Origin of the sequence: Streptomyces sp. DSM 40750 (assembly GCF_024612035.1) — a bacterium.
GTDB lineage: Bacteria > Actinomycetota > Actinomycetes > Streptomycetales > Streptomycetaceae > Streptomyces.
Window position 1 is genome coordinate 8,012,961 of sequence record NZ_CP102513.1, and the last position, 17,927, is coordinate 8,030,887.

A 17,927-nucleotide genomic window follows, 5' to 3' on the forward strand; every position below is an offset into this window, starting at 1 on the left:
GGCGTTGCTTTTACCTTCAAGTCGAAGTTCCCCCCACATCGGCGACGTTGCCGGTGGTCCGAGGAGTACAGACGTGACCAGCACTGAGCAGGCATCCAACACAGGAGCTCGGGACGCTCAGCCCGACCATCTCTCGCACGTGATCTTCATCGCGGCGGCGGCCGCGATGGGCGGCTTCCTCTTCGGCTACGACAGTGCCGTGATCAATGGCGCCGTCGAAGCCATCCGGGACCGCTACGACATCGGCTCCACGGCCCTGGCACAGGTCATCGCCGTCGCGCTGATCGGCTGTGCCATCGGTGCGGCCACCGCGGGCCGCATAGCCGACCGCATCGGCCGTATCCGCTGCATGCAGATCGCGGCCGTCCTCTTCACGGTCAGCGCCGTCGGCTCCGCGCTCCCCTTCGCGCTGTACGACCTCGCCTTCTGGCGGATCGTCGGCGGCTTCGCCATCGGCATGGCGTCCGTGATCGGACCCGCCTACATCGCCGAGGTCGCCCCTGCCGCGTACCGGGGACGGCTCGGCTCGTTCCAGCAGGCCGCGATCGTCGTCGGTATCGCCATCTCCCAACTGGTCAACTGGGGCATCCTGAACGCCGCCGACGGCGACCAGCGCGGTGAGCTGCTCGGCGTGGAGGCCTGGCAGATCATGCTCGGTGTCATGGTCGTACCGGCCGTGCTGTACGGCCTGCTCTCCTTCGCGATCCCCGAGTCCCCGCGCTTCCTGATCTCCGTCGGCAAGGACGAGCGCGCCCGTGAGGTGCTCGCCGAAGTCGAGGGCAAGGACGTGGATCTCGACGCCCGGGTCGCCGAGATCGAGTCCGCCATGAACAGCGAGCACAAGTCGACCTTCAAGGACCTGCTCGGCGGCAGCTTCTTCTTCAAGCCGATCGTCTGGATCGGCATCGGCCTGTCGGTCTTCCAGCAGTTCGTCGGCATCAACGTCGCGTTCTACTACTCCGCGACCCTGTGGCAGTCCGTCGGCGTCGACCCGACCGAGTCGTTCTTCTACTCCTTCACGACCTCGATCATCAACATCGTCGGCACCGTCATCGCGATGATCTTCGTGGACCGGATCGGCCGCAAGCCGCTCGCCCTCATCGGCTCCGTCGGCATGGTCATCGGCCTCGCCCTGGAGGCATGGGCCTTCTCCTTCGACCTCGTCGACGGCAAGCTCCCCGCCACCCAGGGCTGGGTCGCGCTGATCGCCGCCCATGTCTTCGTCCTCTTCTTCGCCCTCTCCTGGGGCGTCGTCGTCTGGGTCATGCTCGGCGAGATGTTCCCGAACAGGATCCGCGCCGCCGCCCTGGGCGTGGCCGCCTCCGCGCAGTGGATCGCCAACTGGGCCATCACCGCGAGCTTCCCGTCCCTGGCCGACTGGAACCTCTCCGTGACGTACGTGATCTACACGGTCTTCGCCGCGCTCTCGATCCCCTTCGTCCTCAAGTTCGTGAAGGAGACGAAGGGCAAGGCGCTGGAGGAGATGGGCTAGCCCGCAGGCCACGCGCCTCCGGGCTAGCCCGCAGGCCACGCGCCTCCCCGAGTTCGAGGAGAAGGGCCAAGTCCCCGCTGCCCCTCTCCTCGTCCCCCTCCGCCGTTCCGGCCCGACCACTGAGCGGGCCGGGACGGCGGTTCGCCAGGAGCCTGTTCCGGGGCAGTAGTGGTGATCGGCTCAGCCGTCGAGGCGCGGCAGCACCCGCTCGGCGAAGAGCCGAAGCCCGCGCCACCCCTCCTCGACCGGCATACCCCCGGCCAGCGGATGCAGTACGAGGTTGTCCAGGCCCAGCGCCACGCACTCGTCCGGCGTGACGATCCGGTACACGCCCTCCGCGCGCAGGTCCGCCACCGTCGCCGCCCCCGACCGCACGGCCGACCGAATGCCGGCCGACTGCCAGGAGGCGTACGTCCGCGCCTCGTGCAGGAAGTGCCCGCCGTACTCGGCCCACGCCCGGTCCGGATCCTCCGCCACGTGCAGCAAGGGGGTCTCGGCGGCGGGCATCATGGTCCAGCCCTCGGTGCCGTACTCGACGAGCCGCTCCTTGTAGTACGCCTCAAGCTCCGGCAGATGCGCGCTCGGGAAGAAGGGAAGACCCAGGCGTGCCGCCCGGCGGGCCGCGGCCTTCGACGAGCCCCCGACCAGCAGCAGCGGATGCGGCTCGGTACCCGGCCGCGGGGTGACCCGGACCGTGCGCCCCCGGTAGGGGAACGGCTCACCGGTCCACGCCTGGAGCAGCGTCTCCAACAGCTCGTCCTGGAGCTTTCCGCGGCTTTTCCAGTCGACGTCGAACTGCGCGTACTCCTCCGGCCGGTACCCGATCCCGGCGACGGTCACCAGCCGCCCGCCGCTCACCAGATCCAGTACGGCGATGTCCTCGGCCAGCCGCAGCGGGTCGTGCAGCGGCCCGATCACCGCCGACACCGTGACCGCGATACGGCGGGTGGCCCCGAACACCGCCCCCGCGAAGACGAACGGCGATGGCAGCCAGTTGTTCTCGACCCCGTGGTGCTCCTCCGTCTGCACGGTGCTGATGCCCTGCTCATCGGCGTACGCGGCCATCTCGACGGCGGCCCGGTAGCGGGCCCGGAGCGAGGCGGGAGTGGCGCCGGGCTCGACCAGATTGAAACGGACGACCGTGACGGGCATGGGGGACCCCCTTCGGGCGGCTGTGGAGGGGGACGCTAGCTGACGTTGTGTCAGGTTTCTAGAGGAGGGTGTGTGACGACCCACTGCATGGGCCGCCGTCACACACCCTGGGGACGCTTCTGTGCGCACCCGACGAGACCAGCGCATACTGGCCTAGTTGTGACTCCGCCCCTGAGGGGCTTCCGCCTGGCGAAATACCGGGCGGCGGGCCAGCCCGGCCCGTGGGGCGTAGAACCCCGACGTGCCAACGAAACTTCCGGGCAGGAGGTCACGCATACTGAGCTTGTTATGGAACTCATCCTTGCTGTAGTCATCGCCGTGGTCTTGCTCGGCGTGCTGGGCGGGCTCGTCGTAGGCAGCCGCAGGAAGAAGCCGCTGCCCCCGGCTCCCCCCACAACACCCGACATCACCGCACCTCCGGCCGAGCCGCATGTCGGCGACGAGGCCGAGACACCGCGCGACGAACCGCGCAGAACGATCGAGGAGGTGGACCTCCCGGACGCCACGGCGACGGCACCCGTCGCCGTCGAGGAGCCGCCGGCCGCCCCCGCGATCGAGATCCCGGAGCCGACCGCCGGCCGCCTCGTACGGCTGCGCGCCCGGCTCTCCCGCTCGCAGAACGCGCTCGGCAAGGGGCTGCTCACGCTGCTCTCGCGCGAGCACCTCGACGACGACACCTGGGAGGAGATCGAGGACACCCTCCTCACCGCCGACGTCGGTGTACAGCCCACCCAGGAGCTGGTCGAACGCCTGCGTGAACGTGTGAAGGTGCTCGGCACGCGGACTCCGGTCGAGCTGCGCGCCCTGTTGCGCGAGGAGCTGCTCACGATCCTCGTCCCCGAGTTCGACCGCGTGGTCAACACCGACTCGCCGCTCGACACCCCGGGCATCGTGATGGTCGTCGGCGTCAACGGCACCGGCAAGACCACCACCACCGGCAAGCTCGCCCGCGTCCTCGTCGCCGACGGCAAGAACGTCGTCCTCGGCGCCGCCGACACCTTCCGCGCCGCCGCCGCCGACCAGCTGCAGACCTGGGGCGAGCGGGTCGGTGCCCGTACCGTGCGCGGTCCCGAGGGCGGCGACCCGGCGTCCGTCGCCTTCGACGCCGTCAAGGAGGGCATCGAGGAGGGCGCCGACGTCGTCCTCATCGACACCGCCGGCCGGCTGCACACCAAGACCGGCCTCATGGACGAGCTCGGCAAGGTCAAGCGCGTCGTCGAGAAGCACGCGCCGCTGGACGAGATCCTGCTCGTCCTCGACGCCACGACCGGTCAGAACGGTCTCGTCCAGGCCCGCGTCTTCGCCGAGGTCGTCGACATCACCGGCATCGTCCTCACCAAGCTCGACGGCACCGCCAAGGGCGGCATCGTCATCGCCGTACAGCGTGAGCTGGGTGTCCCCGTCAAGCTCGTCGGCCTGGGAGAGGGCGCGGACGACCTGGCGCCCTTCGAGCCGGAGGCGTTCGTGGATGCGCTTATCGGAGAGTAAGCACCCTCTGACGTTCACCGCTGATCAAAGAGGCGCCCGCCCCCAAGGTGAGATGGGGGACGGGCGCTTCGCTGTGTACGAATCCGAGGCCGACGCCGCTATGCCCGCGACCGGTGTGCCACGTACGCCAGCGTTCCCAGCAGCAGACGCGCAGCGGGCGGCTGTGTCGCCGAGTCGAGGGCGGGGGAGCGGAGCCAGCGGACCGGGCCGAGGCCGCCGCGGTCGGAGGGCGGGGCGGTGACGTGGGTCCCGGGGCCGAGACCACGCAGGTCGAGGGTGGACGGATCGTCCCAGCCCATGCGGTAGAGCAGCGCGGGCAGTTCGGCGGCGGCGCCGGGGGTGACGAAGAAGTGGGCGCGGCCCTCGGGTGTGGCGATCACGGGGCCGACCGGGAGGCCCATGCGCTCCAGGCGGACGAGTGCGTGCCGGCCGGCCGATTCGGCGACCTCGATGACGTCGAAGGAGCGGCCCACCGGCAGCATCACGGAGGCGCCGGGGAACTCGGACCAGGCCTCGGTCACCTCGTCGAGCGTGGCGCCGGCGCGGACGGGAGGCGCGAAGTCGAGGGGATGCGCGCCGGGCGCGGAGCAGTCGGCCTTGCCACATGAGCACGCGCCCGAAGCCGTCCGCGCGCCGGGGACGACGTCCCACCCGCAGAGCCCGGTGAATTCGGCCACGGCCGTGCATTCCGAGGAACGGCCGCGCCGACGCGTGCCGGATCGCATCTCCCGAATGCCGCCGATCGTGAAGCCCATGCCCCCTCCAACGGGTCCAGCGCGCCGGTGGTTACGCGACGGAGTCGGAATGCGACGCTCTGCTTCCGCATGGGCGGCGCGCTACGTCACCTCGGGTGGTGCGGTCGACGACGCGCGCCCCTGAATGCATCACTCCGCCCGGCCCCGGCTGTCATGTGTCAAGTGAATCGCGTACTGGCAACCGTGAGTTCATTCGAAGGGGTGGCGAATGGTGGCGTTTAAGGAATCGCCGTGGCCGGACGCGTGATCGTGGGATTACTTTGAGTACACGGGACCTGGGGATGTGTGCGCTCGTGGGTATGCCGGAGGCAAGTCGTCTTTCCGTTCGATGGGTGACAACAGTCGGACGTACGGCGTGGTAACCGGCATTCTGGTAGGGCTTGGCGCACACAGCGCACACAAGTGGTTTCAGGGATGGGGGCGTTCCAGTGGGCGGCAACGGCGGAAGCGGCACGAACGCTGACAAGCGCCCGAACGAACTGCTGGGCTCGTGGTTCGTCCGCAGCGGCTGGTCCAAGGGCGAGCTCGCCCGGCAGGTGAACCGCCGGGCCCGACAGCTCGGGGCCAATCACATCTCCACCGACACCTCGCGCGTACGGCGCTGGCTCGACGGGGAGAACCCGCGCGAGCCGATTCCGCGGATCCTGTCCGAACTGTTCTCCGAGCGGTTCGGCTGCGTCGTCGCCGTGGAGGACCTGGGGCTGCGTGCCGCCCACCAGTCCCCGTCCGTGTCCGGTGTCGACCTGCCCTGGACGGGCCCGCAGACCGTGGCGCTGATCAGCGAGTTCTCGCGCAGCGACCTGATGCTGGCGCGGCGCGGCTTCCTCGGGAGTTCGCTCGCCCTGTCCGCGGGCCCGGCCCTCATCGAGCCGATGCAGCGCTGGCTCGTTCCCTCACCCCCCGCCCCGCGCGCGGAGCCCGAGCCGTCGCCCGCCGCGCGCCGGGCCGGCCGGCTCTCCAAACCGGAGCTGGACCTCCTCGAATCCACCACGGTGATGTTCCGGCAGTGGGACGCCCAGTGCGGCGGTGGTCTGCGCCGCAAGGCGGTCGTCGGCCAGCTGCACGAGGTGACCGATCTCCTCCAGGAGCACCAGTCCGAGGCCACCACCCGGCGGCTGTTCAAGGTCGCCGCCGAGCTGGCCGAGCTGGCCGGCTGGATGAGCTACGACATCGGCCTCCAGCCCACCGCCCAGAAATACTTCGTCCTCGCCCTGCACGCGGCCAAGGAGGCGGGCGACAAGCCCCTCGGTTCGTACGTCCTGTCCAGCATGAGCCGTCAGATGATCCACCTCGGCCGGCCCGACGACGCCCTCGAACTGATCCATCTCGCCCAGTACGGCAGCCGTGACTGCGCGAGCCCGCGCACCCAGTCGATGCTGTACGCGATGGAGGCCCGCGCCTACGCCAACATGGGCCAGCCCGGAAAGTGCAAACGGGCGGTGCGGATGGCCGAGGACGTCTTCGCCGACGCCGAGGAATGGGACGACCCGGATCCCGACTGGATCCGCTTCTTCAACGAGGCCGAGCTGCACGGCGAGAACTCCCACTCCTACCGCGACCTCGCCTATGTCGCAGGCCGCAGCCCCACTTACGCCTCCCTCGCCGAGCCCGTGATGCACCGGGCCGTCGAGCTCTTCTCCACGGACATCGAACACCAGCGGTCGTACGCGCTGAACCTCATCGGCATGGCCACGGTGCATCTGCTCCAGCGTGAGCCGGAGCAGGGGGCGGCCATGGCCAAGCGAGCCATGGATGTCGCCCGCAAGGTCCGCTCCGAGCGGGTCAACACCCGGATCCGCAAGACCGTCGACACGGCCGTACGCGATTTCGGTGACCTGGCCGAGGTCGTCGACCTCACCGACCAGCTCTCCGTCCATCTTCCCGAGACCGCCGCAGCGGTCTGACGCCGACCCGCGGAACCCTGCGGGCCCCTCGACCCCGGCCGCGGCCGGCCATCCCTACTGCCCGACTCGGCTCCCCCATGCCAGGTCAACGGATGGCCCGCCGTGGTCGGCCCATTCGTCGGCTGTTCGCCGGATATTTGCAAAGCTGATGGACTGTAACGAGTTTGCTCCTTGTTCTGTCACGTGGCGTGCCCGTGTCAACCTCGGTGGCTAGAGTTGCGTCCGCGCCGCCCGTGAGGGTGGTTGTCAACTCCTTGGTCTGTGCGTGCAGTTGGCGTGCCGACCAGAGAAACTACGGGGAACGGGGAAAACCGGAAATGCAGAGCAAGTCAGTCGCGTCCGCCGTCGCGGTGGGCGCTTCCTCCCTCGCGCTCGTCATGGGCATGGCGCCCAATGCGGGTGCGGTCGCAAAGACCTCGCACAGCAAGCCGTACAGCGCGACCGTGGCGATGTGGTCGAAGCCGCTGAAGCGCTGTGTCTATGTGAAGCTCACCGGCCGGGTCGAGTTCAAGCACTACTACTGGAAGATGAAGGGCGCCAAGGATCACGCCTACACGGACGTGAAGCTCAAGGACCCGAGCATGACGGCCACCACCTACACCAGCTGTTCGGGTGGCAAGCGGGCGAAGCTCACCAAGCTGGAGCTGACCCAGCGCTGGTACGAGAGCACGAAGTGCAAGATGAACGCCAAGGTGGCCGTGGGTGTGTGGAGCCTCTCCGTCACACCGACCCTGGAGTGCGGCAAGCGCAAGGCCGCGACGCGCGCGACCACCTACAACGAGAACCTGTGGAAGTACACGCAGAGCAACAGCGGCCGTCCGGCGAAGTTCGACGGCATGGTCCGCGTCTCCCTCAAGAAGGAGAAGCTGTGCCTCTCCGCGCGCCCGGAGGTCACGGCGTACGTCAAGGGCAAGTCGGACTCCTGGACCAAGACCGTGAAGGTCTGCGTCAAGCGATGACGCGTCCGGCGGGTCGGTAGACGATCCGGTTCGGGTGAGGGCGGGTGCACACGTCCTCACCCGAGCCGGGGACCGCCGGGGAAAGCGAACATCACCAGAAGTTCCATCGGATACGAAACCGTTATCCGCAGAGGGGTCCGCAGAGGCGGGGCCCCACACGGGATGAATCCTCCGAGATTCACGTTTCACATGTCTGTAACGTGATGAGGGCCTTCGTCACGTGCGGGAAACATTTCCAATCTCCCGGTGAAACGGTGCTGCGTCAGTCTCCTGAGCACAGTCGGCCCTCCCCGAGAGCTCCCCCAAGCTTCAGCATCCGCACGGGCCGTTCCGACCACGAGGAGATACCGGCATTGAACGGCACAGATACCGGATTCGTATTGATCAGCGCGGCGCTCGTCATGGTGATGACGCCGGGCCTGGCGCTCTTCTACGGCGGCATGGTCCGAGCGAAGAGCGTGCTGAACATGCTCATGATGTCCTTCATCTCGCTGGGCATCGTCAGCATCCTGTGGGTGCTGTACGGCTACTCGCTCGCCTTCAGCGGTGACCAGGGTGGCTTCATCGGCAACCTGGACGCGATCGGCCTCAAGGGCATCGACGCCACCAGCACGGTCGACAGCTTCGTCGCGGGCGCCAACGGCGAGCCGCACAAGATCGCCGCGTTCGCCTTCATCCTCTTCCAGATGCTGTTCGCGGTCATCACCCCGGCCCTGATGAGCGGTGCGCTCGCCGACCGCGTCAAGTTCGGCGCCTGGATGATCTTCGTCGGGCTCTGGGTCACCCTGGTGTACTTCCCGGTCGCGCACTGGGTGTGGGCGCCGGGCGGCTGGCTCTTCGAGCTGGGCGTCATCGACTTCGCCGGTGGTACCGCGGTCCACATCAACGCCGGTATCGGCGCGCTCGCCGCGGTCCTCGTCGTGGGCAAGCGGATCGGCTTCAAGAAGGACCCGATGCGGCCGCACAGCCTGCCGCTGGTCATGGTCGGCACCGCCCTGCTGTGGTTCGGCTGGTTCGGCTTCAACGCCGGTTCCTGGCTCGGAGTCGACGGCACGACCGCCCGCATGGCGATCAACACGCAGATCGCGACCGCCGCGGCCATCATCGGCTGGCTGATCTACGAGCGCATCCGCCACGGTGCGTTCACCACCCTCGGTGCCTGCTCCGGTGCCGTCGCGGGCCTCGTCGCGATCACCCCGTCCGGCGGTCACGTCAACGCCTTCGGCGCCATCCTGATCGGTATCGTCGCCGGTGCCGTCTGCTCCTGGGCGGTCAGCCTCAAGTACAAGCTCGGTTACGACGACTCCCTCGACGTCGTCGGCGTCCACCTGGTCGGCGGTGTCCTCGGCACCCTGATGGTCGGCTTCCTGGCCACCGACGGGATCGGCGGCCTCGACCAGTTCGGCAAGCAGGCCACGGGTGCCTTCTCCGTCATGGGCTACACCTTCGTGGTGACCTGGATCATCGCCTTCGTCATCCAGAAGACGATCGGCTTCCGGGCGTCCGAGGAGGACGAGGTCTCCGGTGTCGACCAGGCCCTGCACGCCGAGACGGCCTACGACTTCACCTCGGCGACCCAGTCGCACATCTCCTCCACGACGAGCAGCGTCGCTGCCACTGAGAGCAAGAAGGTCGGGGCATGAAGCTGATCACCGCGGTCGTCAAGCCGCACCGGCTCGACGAGATCAAGGAAGCCCTGCAGGCCTTCGGGGTGCACGGACTTACGGTGACCGAGGCCAGTGGGTACGGTCGGCAGCGGGGCCACACGGAGGTGTACCGGGGCGCCGAGTACACGGTGGACCTGGTTCCCAAGATCCGTATCGAGGTGCTCGCCGAGGACGATGACGCCGAACAGCTGATCGATGTCATCGTCAAGGCCGCCCGCACCGGCAAGATCGGTGACGGCAAGGTCTGGTCCCTCCCGGTCGAGACGGCCGTTCGGGTCCGGACCGGCGAGCGCGGCCCGGACGCGCTCTGACCGAAGAGAAGAACAGGAGTCGCTGGGTGACGAGTACGGACGTACGTACGGATGCAGAGGACTCGGGACCCAGCGGCTACGCGGCGGCCCGGCTGCGCCTCCTCCAGGAGGAGGCGCAGTCCGGGCCGCCGCGCCGTTCGGCCCTGGCCGAGCTGACCGACGAGTGGCTCGCGGGACTCTTCGGCGCGGGCGCCTCCGAACTGCGCGGGGCCTCGCTGGTCGCCGTCGGGGGATACGGGCGCGGCGAGCTCTCGCCCCGCAGCGACCTCGATCTGCTGCTCCTGCACGACGGGTCCGACGAGGAGGCGGTGGCCGCGCTGGCCGACCGCATCTGGTACCCCGTCTGGGATCTGGGGCTGGCCCTCGACCACTCGGTCCGCACCCCCGCCGAGGCCCGCAAGACCGCCGGCGAGGACCTCAAGGTGCAACTGGGCCTGCTGGACGCCCGGCACATCGCCGGTGATCTGGGACTGACCGCCGGACTGCGCACCGCCGTCCTCGCCGACTGGCGCAACCAGGCACCCAAACGCCTCCCGGAACTCCAGGAGCTGTGCGCCGAGCGGGCCGAGCGGCAGGGGGAGCTGCAGTACCTGCTGGAACCCGACCTCAAGGAGGCGCGGGGCGGGCTGCGTGACGCCACCGCGCTCCGTGCCGTCGCCGCCTCCTGGCTGGCCGACGCCCCGCGCGAGGGGCTCGCTGACGCACGGCGCAGGCTTCTCGATGTGCGGGACGCGCTACATCTCACCACCGGGCGCGCGACCGACCGCCTCGCGCTCCAGGAACAGGACCAGGTCGCCGCCGAGCTGGGGCTGCTGGACGCCGACACGCTCCTGCGCCAGGTGTACGAAGCGGCGCGCGTGATCTCGTACGCCAGTGATGTGACCTGGCGTGAAGTGGGGCGCGTGCTGCGGTCGCGCGCCGTGCGGCCTCGGCTGCGCGCCATGCTCGGTGGCGGGAAGCCGACCCCCGAGCGGTCGCCGCTGGCCGAGGGCGTGGTCGAGCAGGACGGAGAGGTCGTGCTCGCGCGGGCCGCCAAGCCCGACCGGGACCCCGTGCTGCCACTGCGCGCCGCCGCCGCTGCCGCCCAGGCCGGACTGCCGCTCTCCCTGCACGCCGTACGGCGACTGGCGGCCGCCGCCCGGCCGCTGCCGACGCCCTGGCCCGCCGAGGCACGCGAGCAGCTCGTGACCCTGCTGGGTTCCGGGCGCCCGACCATCGACGTCTGGGAGGCGCTTGAGGCCGAAGGCCTCATCACGCAGCTGCTGCCCGACTGGGAGCGGGTCCGCTGCCGGCCGCAGCGCAACGCCGTGCACATCTGGACCGTCGACCGGCACCTCATCGAGACCGCGGTCCAGGCCTCCGAGATGACCCGCCGGGTGCACCGGCCCGACCTCCTGCTCGTCGCCGCGCTGCTGCACGACATCGGCAAGGGCTGGCCGGGCGACCACTCCGTCGCCGGCGAGATCATCGCCAAGGACGTGGCGGCCAGGATCGGCTTCGACCGCGACGACGTGGCGGTCCTCTCCACCCTCGTACGCCATCATCTGCTGCTCGTCGACACGGCCACCCGGCGTGATCTGGAGGACCCGGCCACCGTCCGGTCCGTGGCCGATGCCGTCGGATCGCCGGGCACGCTCGAACTGCTGCACGCGCTGACCGAGTCGGACGCGCTGGCCACCGGCCCCGCCGCCTGGTCGTCGTGGCGCGCCTCGCTCGTGTCCGAGCTGGTCCAGCGGGTGGACGCGCTGTTCGCCGGGGACGCCCCTGAGGAGCCGGAGCCCGGCGAGACCAGCGCGGAGCAGGAGCGGCTCGCCATCGAGGCGTTCCGCACGGGCGGGCCGGTGCTGTCGCTGCGCGCGCAGACGGAGGCCGCCGCCGAGGAGAAGGACGAGAAGGCCGATCCGGAACCCCTGGGTGTGGAACTCCTCATCGCCGTCCCCGACCAGCCGGGCGTCCTGCCCGCGGTCGCCGGCGTCCTCGCCATGCACCGGCTCACCGTGCGCACGGCCGAACTCCGGGCACTCGACCTGCCGGACGGGGTCGAGGGCTCCGTACTGCTGCTGAACTGGCGGGTGGCCGCCGAGTACGGCTCGCTGCCCCAGGCCGCCCGGCTCCGCGCCGACCTCGTCAGAGCGCTGGACGGCTCGCTGGACATCGCCGGACGGCTGGCCGAGCGCGACGCGTCCTATCCCCGGCGGCGTGGCGTCGTCGCGCCCCCGCCGCGCGTCGCGGTGGCGGCGGCGGCCTCCCGGCACGCCACGGTCATCGAGGTGCGCGCCCAGGACGCCCCCGGCCTGCTGCACCGGATCGGGCGCGCCCTGGAGGACGCGAACGTACGGGTGCGCAGCGCGCACGTCAGCACGCTGGGCGCCAACGCCGTGGACGCCTTCTACGTGACCGGGCCGAAGGGGGCACCGCTGCCGGGCGACGAGGCGGCGTCCGTGGCACGGAAGCTGGAGGAGACCCTGCGCGGCTGAGCGCGACGGGTACGGGGCCGGGTGGCCCCGTACCCCTGGAATCGGGCTCGGCCGTCCACTATCCACACGGGTGGAGACCCGACCACACCCAGACAGATACCCTGGAGGGCAACCCAGACTGCCCCCGACTCCGAGGACCGACACCGCCGTGTTCGATACGCTCTCCGATCGCCTCTCAGCGACTTTCAAGAACCTGCGGGGCAAGGGTCGCCTTTCCGAGGCGGACATCGACGCCACGGCCCGCGAGATCCGCATCGCGCTCCTGGAAGCGGACGTCGCGCTGCCGGTCGTCCGGGGCTTCATCAAGAACGTCAAGGAGCGCGCGCTCGGCGCCGAGGTCTCCAAGGCGCTGAACCCCGCCCAGCAGGTCCTCAAGATCGTCAACGAGGAACTGGTCGGAATTCTCGGCGGCGAGACCCGCCGCCTCCGCTTCGCCAAGAACCCGCCGACCGTGATCATGCTCGCGGGTCTGCAGGGTGCCGGTAAGACGACCCTTGCGGGCAAGCTGGGCCGGTGGCTGAAGGAGCAGGGCCACTCGCCGCTCCTCGTCGCCTGTGACCTCCAGCGCCCGAACGCGGTGAACCAGCTCAGTGTCGTCGCCGAGCGCGCCGGCGTCGCGGTCTACGCCCCCGAGCCGGGCAACGGCGTGGGCGATCCGGTCAAGGTCGCCAGGGACTCCATCGAGTTCGCCAAGTCGAAGGTCCACGACATCGTGGTCGTCGACACCGCGGGCCGCCTGGGCATCGACCAGGAGATGATGCAGCAGGCCGCCGACATCCGGGACGCGGTCTCCCCGGACGAGATCCTCTTCGTCGTCGACGCGATGATCGGTCAGGACGCCGTCAACACGGCCGAGTCCTTCCGGGACGGCGTCGGCTTCGACGGCGTGGTGCTCTCCAAGCTCGACGGTGACGCCCGCGGTGGTGCCGCCCTGTCGATCGCCTCGGTCACCGGCAAGCCGATCATGTTCGCGTCGAACGGCGAGAAGCTCGACGACTTCGACGCGTTCCACCCGGACCGGATGGCCTCCCGCATCCTCGACATGGGTGACCTGCTCACCCTGATCGAGCAGGCGGAGAAGACCTTCAGCCAGGAAGAGGCCCAGAAGATGGCCTCCAAGCTGGCGTCCAAGAAGGGACAGGACTTCACACTCGACGACTTCCTGGCCCAGATGGAGCAGGTCAGGAAGATGGGCAGCATCAGCAAGCTGCTCGGCATGCTGCCCGGTATGGGCCAGATCAAGGACCAGATCAACAACATCGACGAGCGCGACGTCGACCGCACGGCCGCGATCATCAAGTCGATGACCCCGGGCGAGCGCCAGGAGCCGACGATCATCAACGGCTCGCGCCGCGCCCGCATCGCCAAGGGTTCCGGCGTCGAGGTCAGCGCGGTGAAGAACCTCGTCGAGCGGTTCTTCGAGGCCCGCAAGATGATGTCCCGCATGGCCCAGGGTGGCGGCATGCCCGGGATGCCCGGCATGCCCGGCATGGGCGGTGGGCCCGGCCGCAGTAAGAAGCAGCCCAAGCAGGCCAAGGGCAAGCAGCGCTCCGGCAACCCGATGAAGCGCAAGCAGCAGGAGCAGGAGGAGGCCGCCCGCCGGGCCGCCGGCGCCCAGGGCGGTGCCCTCGGTCTGCCGGGCCAGCAGGCCCCTCAGGACTTCGAGCTGCCGGACGAGTTCAAGAAGTTCATGGGCTGACGGCCCAACGGCGGACGCCGCGTGACCGGCCGGGGGGTGTGGCCGGGCGCGCGGCGCCGGTGCCGTTGCGTGGACGGCATGAGTGTGGTGTCGCTCGTGGTGCTTCTGGTGGCAACTCCCGTACGCAGATGTGTTGTTCCCCTGGACGATGCGTCAGGCTATGGGTGCCGCACGGTGCTTGGCCAAGGGAAACCGCAGCCGGACGGCTTTCTTCACACCATTCACACCCGCATCGGAAGAAACTCTCGAAGACCTTCTCAGGGGGTCCCCGAAACGCTCAGGGGATACCCCCGAAGTCCTCAAGATGTGCCCCGAATCTGTCAGGGCGTCCGTGCGATCAGGTAGCGGAAGACGTTCGGCATCCAGACCGTGCCGTCGCGGCGGCGGTGCGGGTGCAGGGACTCGGTCAGTTCCTTGTCCACCTGTTTCTGGTCGGTGGCCCTGATCGCCGCGTCGAACAGCCCGGTGGAGAGCAGCCCCCGTACCGCGTTGTCCACGTTGGCGTACCCGAAGGGACAGGCCACGCGTCCGGAACCGTCCGGCTTCAGGCCGGCCCGTTGGGCGACCTCCTCCAGGTCGTCCCGCAGGGCCGGGCGCCAACTGCCCGCACTGCGCAGGGGATCGGTGAGTTTCGTGGCCACCCGGAGCACGGTGGACGTGGTGCAGCGTTCCGGCGGCCCCCACCCGGCGAGGACCACGGGGGTGCCGCGTTCCGCGAGCGGGGTCGCCGAGGCGAGCACTTCACCGAGGCCCTCGGAGTCACCGGCCAGACAGCCGATCGGCTCGAAGGCGGTCACCAGGTTGTACAGCGGGTCGCCGGGGGCGCGGGCCGCGTCCTCCGGGCCGCCGTCCACGACCCGGGTGCCCGCCCGCGCGCGTGTGCCCCATGCCTCGGGCAGCAGACGCTCCCGCGCGAGAGCCATTCTCTCGGGTGACGACGCGTCGACGCCGGTGACCGCGGCGCCCCGCGACGCCGCCATCAAGAGCGCGAGCCCCGACCCGCAGCCGAGGCCGAGCAGCCGCGTGCCGGTGCCGACGTCGAGCCGTCGGTAGACGGCCTCGTACAGCGGTACCAGCATCCGTTCCTGGATCTCGGCCCAGTCACGCGCGCGTGCACACTGGTCCACGCGGGGTGCGGTCCCCGCGCGAGGCAGTCGCTGCCGCACGAGCGTAGGTGTCATATCGAAAGCGCCCCAATCCGCCGTGAGTTGCCGTGCCGGATTTCCTGGCCCCCGTGGCAGTGCGCGCTCGCACTCCCCCCGTATGCCAGGAAACTCCGCACCCGGCGAGTCGTCCAGGGGTCTCGGACACCCGCTTGCGGACTGTCGGTGCGTGGCAAAAGAATTCACATCCCCGCAACGTGGCCCCGTACCATCGCGCCATGGCAAAGGCACCCGTTCTCACGCCCCGCGCGGACGACTTCCCGCGCTGGTACCAGGATCTGATCACCAAGGCCGAGTTGGCGGACAACGGTCCGGTGCGCGGCACCATGGTCATCCGACCGTACGGGTACGGGCTGTGGGAGCGGATGCAGCAGGAGATGGACGCCCGCATCAAGGAGACGGGCACGCAGAACGCCTACTTCCCGCTCCTGATCCCGCAGTCGTACCTCACCCGCGAGGCCGAGCACGTCGAGGGTTTCGCGCCCGAGCTCGCCGTGGTGACGCACGGCGGCGGCAAGGAGCTCGAAGAGCCCGCCGTGGTCCGCCCCACCTCCGAGATGATCATCAACGACTACTTCTCGAAGTGGGTGCAGAGCTACCGCGACCTGCCGCTGCTGATCAACCAGTGGGCGAACGTGGTCCGTTGGGAGCTGCGCCCCCGCCTGTTCCTCCGCACGAGCGAGTTCCTCTGGCAGGAGGGCCACACGGCGCACGCGACGTACGAGGAGGCGCGCGACTTCGCCGCGCACATCCACCGGGAGGTCTACGAGGACTTCATGGTGAACGTCCTCGCGATGGACGTCGTCCCCGGCCGCAAAACCGTCAAGGAGCGCTTCGCGGGCGCCATCAACACCCTCACGCTCGAAGGGATGATGGGCGACGGCAAGGCCCTCCAGATGGCAACCAGCCACGAACTGGGCCAGAACTTCGCCAAGGCCTTCAACACCCAGTACCTGTCCAAGGACGGCAAGCAGGAACTCGTCTGGCAGACCTCCTGGGGCTCCACCACCCGCATGATCGGCGCCCTCGTGATGATGCACGGCGACGACAACGGCCTTCGGGTCCCGCCCCGGCTGGCCCACGTCCAGGTCGTCGTCCTCGCGATCAAGGGGGACGACGCGGTTCTGGCCAAGGTCCGCGAGCTCGGCGATCAGCTCAAGGCCGCGGGCATCCGCGTCCGGGTGGACGACCGCACGGACATCCCGTTCGGCCGCCGCGCCGTCGACTGGGAACTCAAGGGCGTCCCCGTACGCGTCGAGGTCGGCCCCCGTGACCTGGAGAACGGCACCGCGATGCTCGCCCGCCGCATCCCGGGCGGCAAGGAGCCCGTCGCCCTCGACTCGCTCGTACGCCTGCTGCCCGCCGTCCTCGAAGAGGACCAGGCGCTCCTTCTGAAGCAGTCGCGCGAGCGCCGCGAGTCCCGTACGACCGAGGTGTCCACGCTCGACGAGGCGATCGAGGCCGCCGCGGCCGGCGGCTGGGCGCGTATCCCCTGGTCGACGCTGGGCGAGGACGGCGAGGAGAGGCTCGGGGAGCACGCGGTGACCGTACGGTGTCTGGTCGCCGAGGACGGGTCGGTGCCCGACTCCTATGACGCACCCGGTAACGTCGCTGTCGTGGCGCGCGCTTACTAGAGCGATCCGTTCCGCGGGGAGAGCGACCGAAACGCCCCTTGCGCATCTGACGACCACAGGTGCCCCGGCGCGCGGACATCGTCTACGCGCCGGGGCGTACGTGTTACTACGTACCGCCTTGGGGGGAGCTGTGAGGCTTCTCCGCAGATCAGCGCACCCGCCCTCGTCAGGACGCACTAGTGGCAACTGACGGGTACGTGCAAATTATTTGGGATGCCCCGGAATCGGAACACAGGGGCGCTCCGGCTCGTTCTCATTACGTGAGCACGACACAGACACCACCTGTTCTCGCCGCAGAACTGGCACAGGCGTGGGCCGACATCCAACGGCACCACCCCGAGCTGCCGGATCTTGCCGCTCCCGAGTCCCTGATCGGGGAGTCCTCGTCCGCCTGCGGGCACGAACTCTCCTTCGAGCGACTGCTTCATGAGGCAGTCCATGGCATCGCCGCCGCGCGCGGAGTCCGCGACACGTCCCGGGCCGGCCGGTACCACAACCGCAGATTCCTCGCGATCGCCGAGGAGCTGGGCCTCGACCACCCCGAGGAGCCGCACCCCAGCAGCGGTTTCTCGCTGGTCACGCTCAACCCGGAGGCCAAGCGTCGCTACCGCCCGACGATCGACAGACTGCAGCGTGCCCTCAAGGCCCACACCGCCGCGACCTCCGCGGACACGGCCCGCAGCTTCCGGGGCCCGGCCGCCCGTCACGGCTCCTCCGGCGGCGGCGTCCGCGTCAAGGCCGTCTGCGACTGCGGCCGCAACGTCCGGGTCGTCCCGTCCGTACTCGCCCAGGCCCCCATCGTCTGCGGCGGCTGCGGCAAGCCGTTCCGGATCCCGGAGGTCGTGGGCGCGGCGTGACGGGTGACGAGCTGGGACGACGGCTGCTCGTGGCAGCCGTACGCAGCTCGTGGGCTCGGGTCCGGCCGCACTGCGGGGTGCTGTTGTAGTCATGCGCAGCTGCGGGCAGTCGTGCCGCTGGGGCGAGGGCCGGCGCAGCGGCACCCTGCACGCGCGGGTAAGCCGAAAGCACCCCTGCGCCGGGTGCCGCTCCGGCATGGCTGCGCGCAGTCCTGGTAAGAGACGAACCGCAGCGTGTGGCACAATGGCTAGCTGTACTCGACAGTCGAACAGGACCCCTCTCTCCTCCGGCTGACGCGTCCATCGGGCACTCGGGTACCGCAACCCCACGCGGCCATCTCGCCGTGCCCAACCACGTCAAATCCAGGA

General features: G+C 69.6%; 13 protein-coding genes. 10 read left to right on the top strand and 3 right to left on the bottom strand.

All coding sequences use genetic code 11. The features are described 5' to 3' along the window. Positions 1-73 precede the first annotated feature (73 nt). Entirely contained in the window at positions 74-1,492 is a 1,419-nt protein-coding gene (locus JIX55_RS35730) for a sugar porter family MFS transporter (RefSeq protein WP_257567356.1), read from the top strand. 180 nt (positions 1,493-1,672) lie between these two features. On the opposite strand, the gene JIX55_RS35735 is transcribed toward JIX55_RS35730, so the two are convergent. Then, positions 1,673-2,644: an LLM class flavin-dependent oxidoreductase gene (locus JIX55_RS35735; RefSeq protein WP_257567357.1), complete on the bottom strand. Its 972-nt coding sequence runs from the start codon at positions 2,642-2,644 to the stop codon at positions 1,673-1,675. A gap of 288 nt (positions 2,645-2,932) precedes the next feature. Here JIX55_RS35735 and ftsY point away from each other — a divergent pair, with 288 nt between their 5' ends. Further along, positions 2,933-4,132 carry a signal recognition particle-docking protein FtsY gene (ftsY, locus tag JIX55_RS35740; protein WP_257567358.1) on the top strand — a complete coding sequence of 400 codons (1,200 nt, stop codon included), beginning with the start codon at positions 2,933-2,935 and terminating at the stop codon, positions 4,130-4,132. Positions 4,133-4,230: 98 nt separating this feature from the next. Here ftsY and JIX55_RS35745 read toward each other — a convergent pair whose 3' ends face one another. Beyond that, the gene (locus JIX55_RS35745) at positions 4,231-4,887 is read right to left on the bottom strand and encodes a bifunctional DNA primase/polymerase (RefSeq protein WP_257567359.1); all 657 of its coding nucleotides are present in this window, start codon (positions 4,885-4,887) and stop codon (positions 4,231-4,233) included. Positions 4,888-5,315: 428 nt separating this feature from the next. Here JIX55_RS35745 and nsdA point away from each other — a divergent pair, with 428 nt between their 5' ends. From nsdA to ffh, 6 genes are all read left to right on the top strand, one after another. Further along, a complete protein-coding gene (nsdA, locus tag JIX55_RS35750; RefSeq protein WP_257567360.1) occupies positions 5,316-6,791 on the top strand; it encodes a transcriptional repressor NsdA in 1,476 nt (491 codons plus the stop codon). Between the two features lie 317 nt (positions 6,792-7,108). After that, on the top strand, positions 7,109-7,750 hold the full coding sequence (locus tag JIX55_RS35755) for a hypothetical protein (protein ID WP_257567361.1): 642 nt from the start codon (positions 7,109-7,111) through the stop codon (positions 7,748-7,750). A 353-nt stretch (positions 7,751-8,103) separates the two neighbouring features. Further along, positions 8,104-9,393, top strand: coding sequence for an ammonium transporter (locus tag JIX55_RS35760; RefSeq protein ID WP_257567362.1), 1,290 nt, complete (start codon positions 8,104-8,106; stop codon positions 9,391-9,393). Beyond that, positions 9,390-9,728 carry a P-II family nitrogen regulator gene (locus JIX55_RS35765; RefSeq protein ID WP_003997576.1) on the top strand — a complete coding sequence of 113 codons (339 nt, stop codon included), beginning with the start codon at positions 9,390-9,392 and terminating at the stop codon, positions 9,726-9,728. Before JIX55_RS35760 ends, JIX55_RS35765 begins: the two co-directional genes overlap by 4 nt. Before the next feature lie 26 nt (positions 9,729-9,754). Continuing rightward, the gene (locus JIX55_RS35770) at positions 9,755-12,205 is read left to right on the top strand and encodes a [protein-PII] uridylyltransferase (protein WP_257567363.1); all 2,451 of its coding nucleotides are present in this window, start codon (positions 9,755-9,757) and stop codon (positions 12,203-12,205) included. A 148-nt stretch (positions 12,206-12,353) separates the two neighbouring features. Then, entirely contained in the window at positions 12,354-13,904 is a 1,551-nt protein-coding gene (ffh, locus tag JIX55_RS35775) for a signal recognition particle protein (RefSeq protein WP_257567365.1), read from the top strand. A gap of 320 nt (positions 13,905-14,224) precedes the next feature. Here ffh and JIX55_RS35780 read toward each other — a convergent pair whose 3' ends face one another. Further along, positions 14,225-15,085, bottom strand: a complete 861-nt coding sequence (locus JIX55_RS35780; protein WP_443046605.1) for an SAM-dependent methyltransferase — start codon at positions 15,083-15,085, stop codon at positions 14,225-14,227. Positions 15,086-15,285: 200 nt separating this feature from the next. Here JIX55_RS35780 and proS point away from each other — a divergent pair, with 200 nt between their 5' ends. Beyond that, positions 15,286-16,701 carry a proline--tRNA ligase gene (proS, locus tag JIX55_RS35785; protein ID WP_257567366.1) on the top strand — a complete coding sequence of 472 codons (1,416 nt, stop codon included), beginning with the start codon at positions 15,286-15,288 and terminating at the stop codon, positions 16,699-16,701. A gap of 260 nt (positions 16,702-16,961) precedes the next feature. Then, positions 16,962-17,558, top strand: a complete 597-nt coding sequence (locus JIX55_RS35790) for a hypothetical protein (protein ID WP_033526923.1) — start codon at positions 16,962-16,964, stop codon at positions 17,556-17,558. Positions 17,559-17,927: the final 369 nt, after the last annotated feature.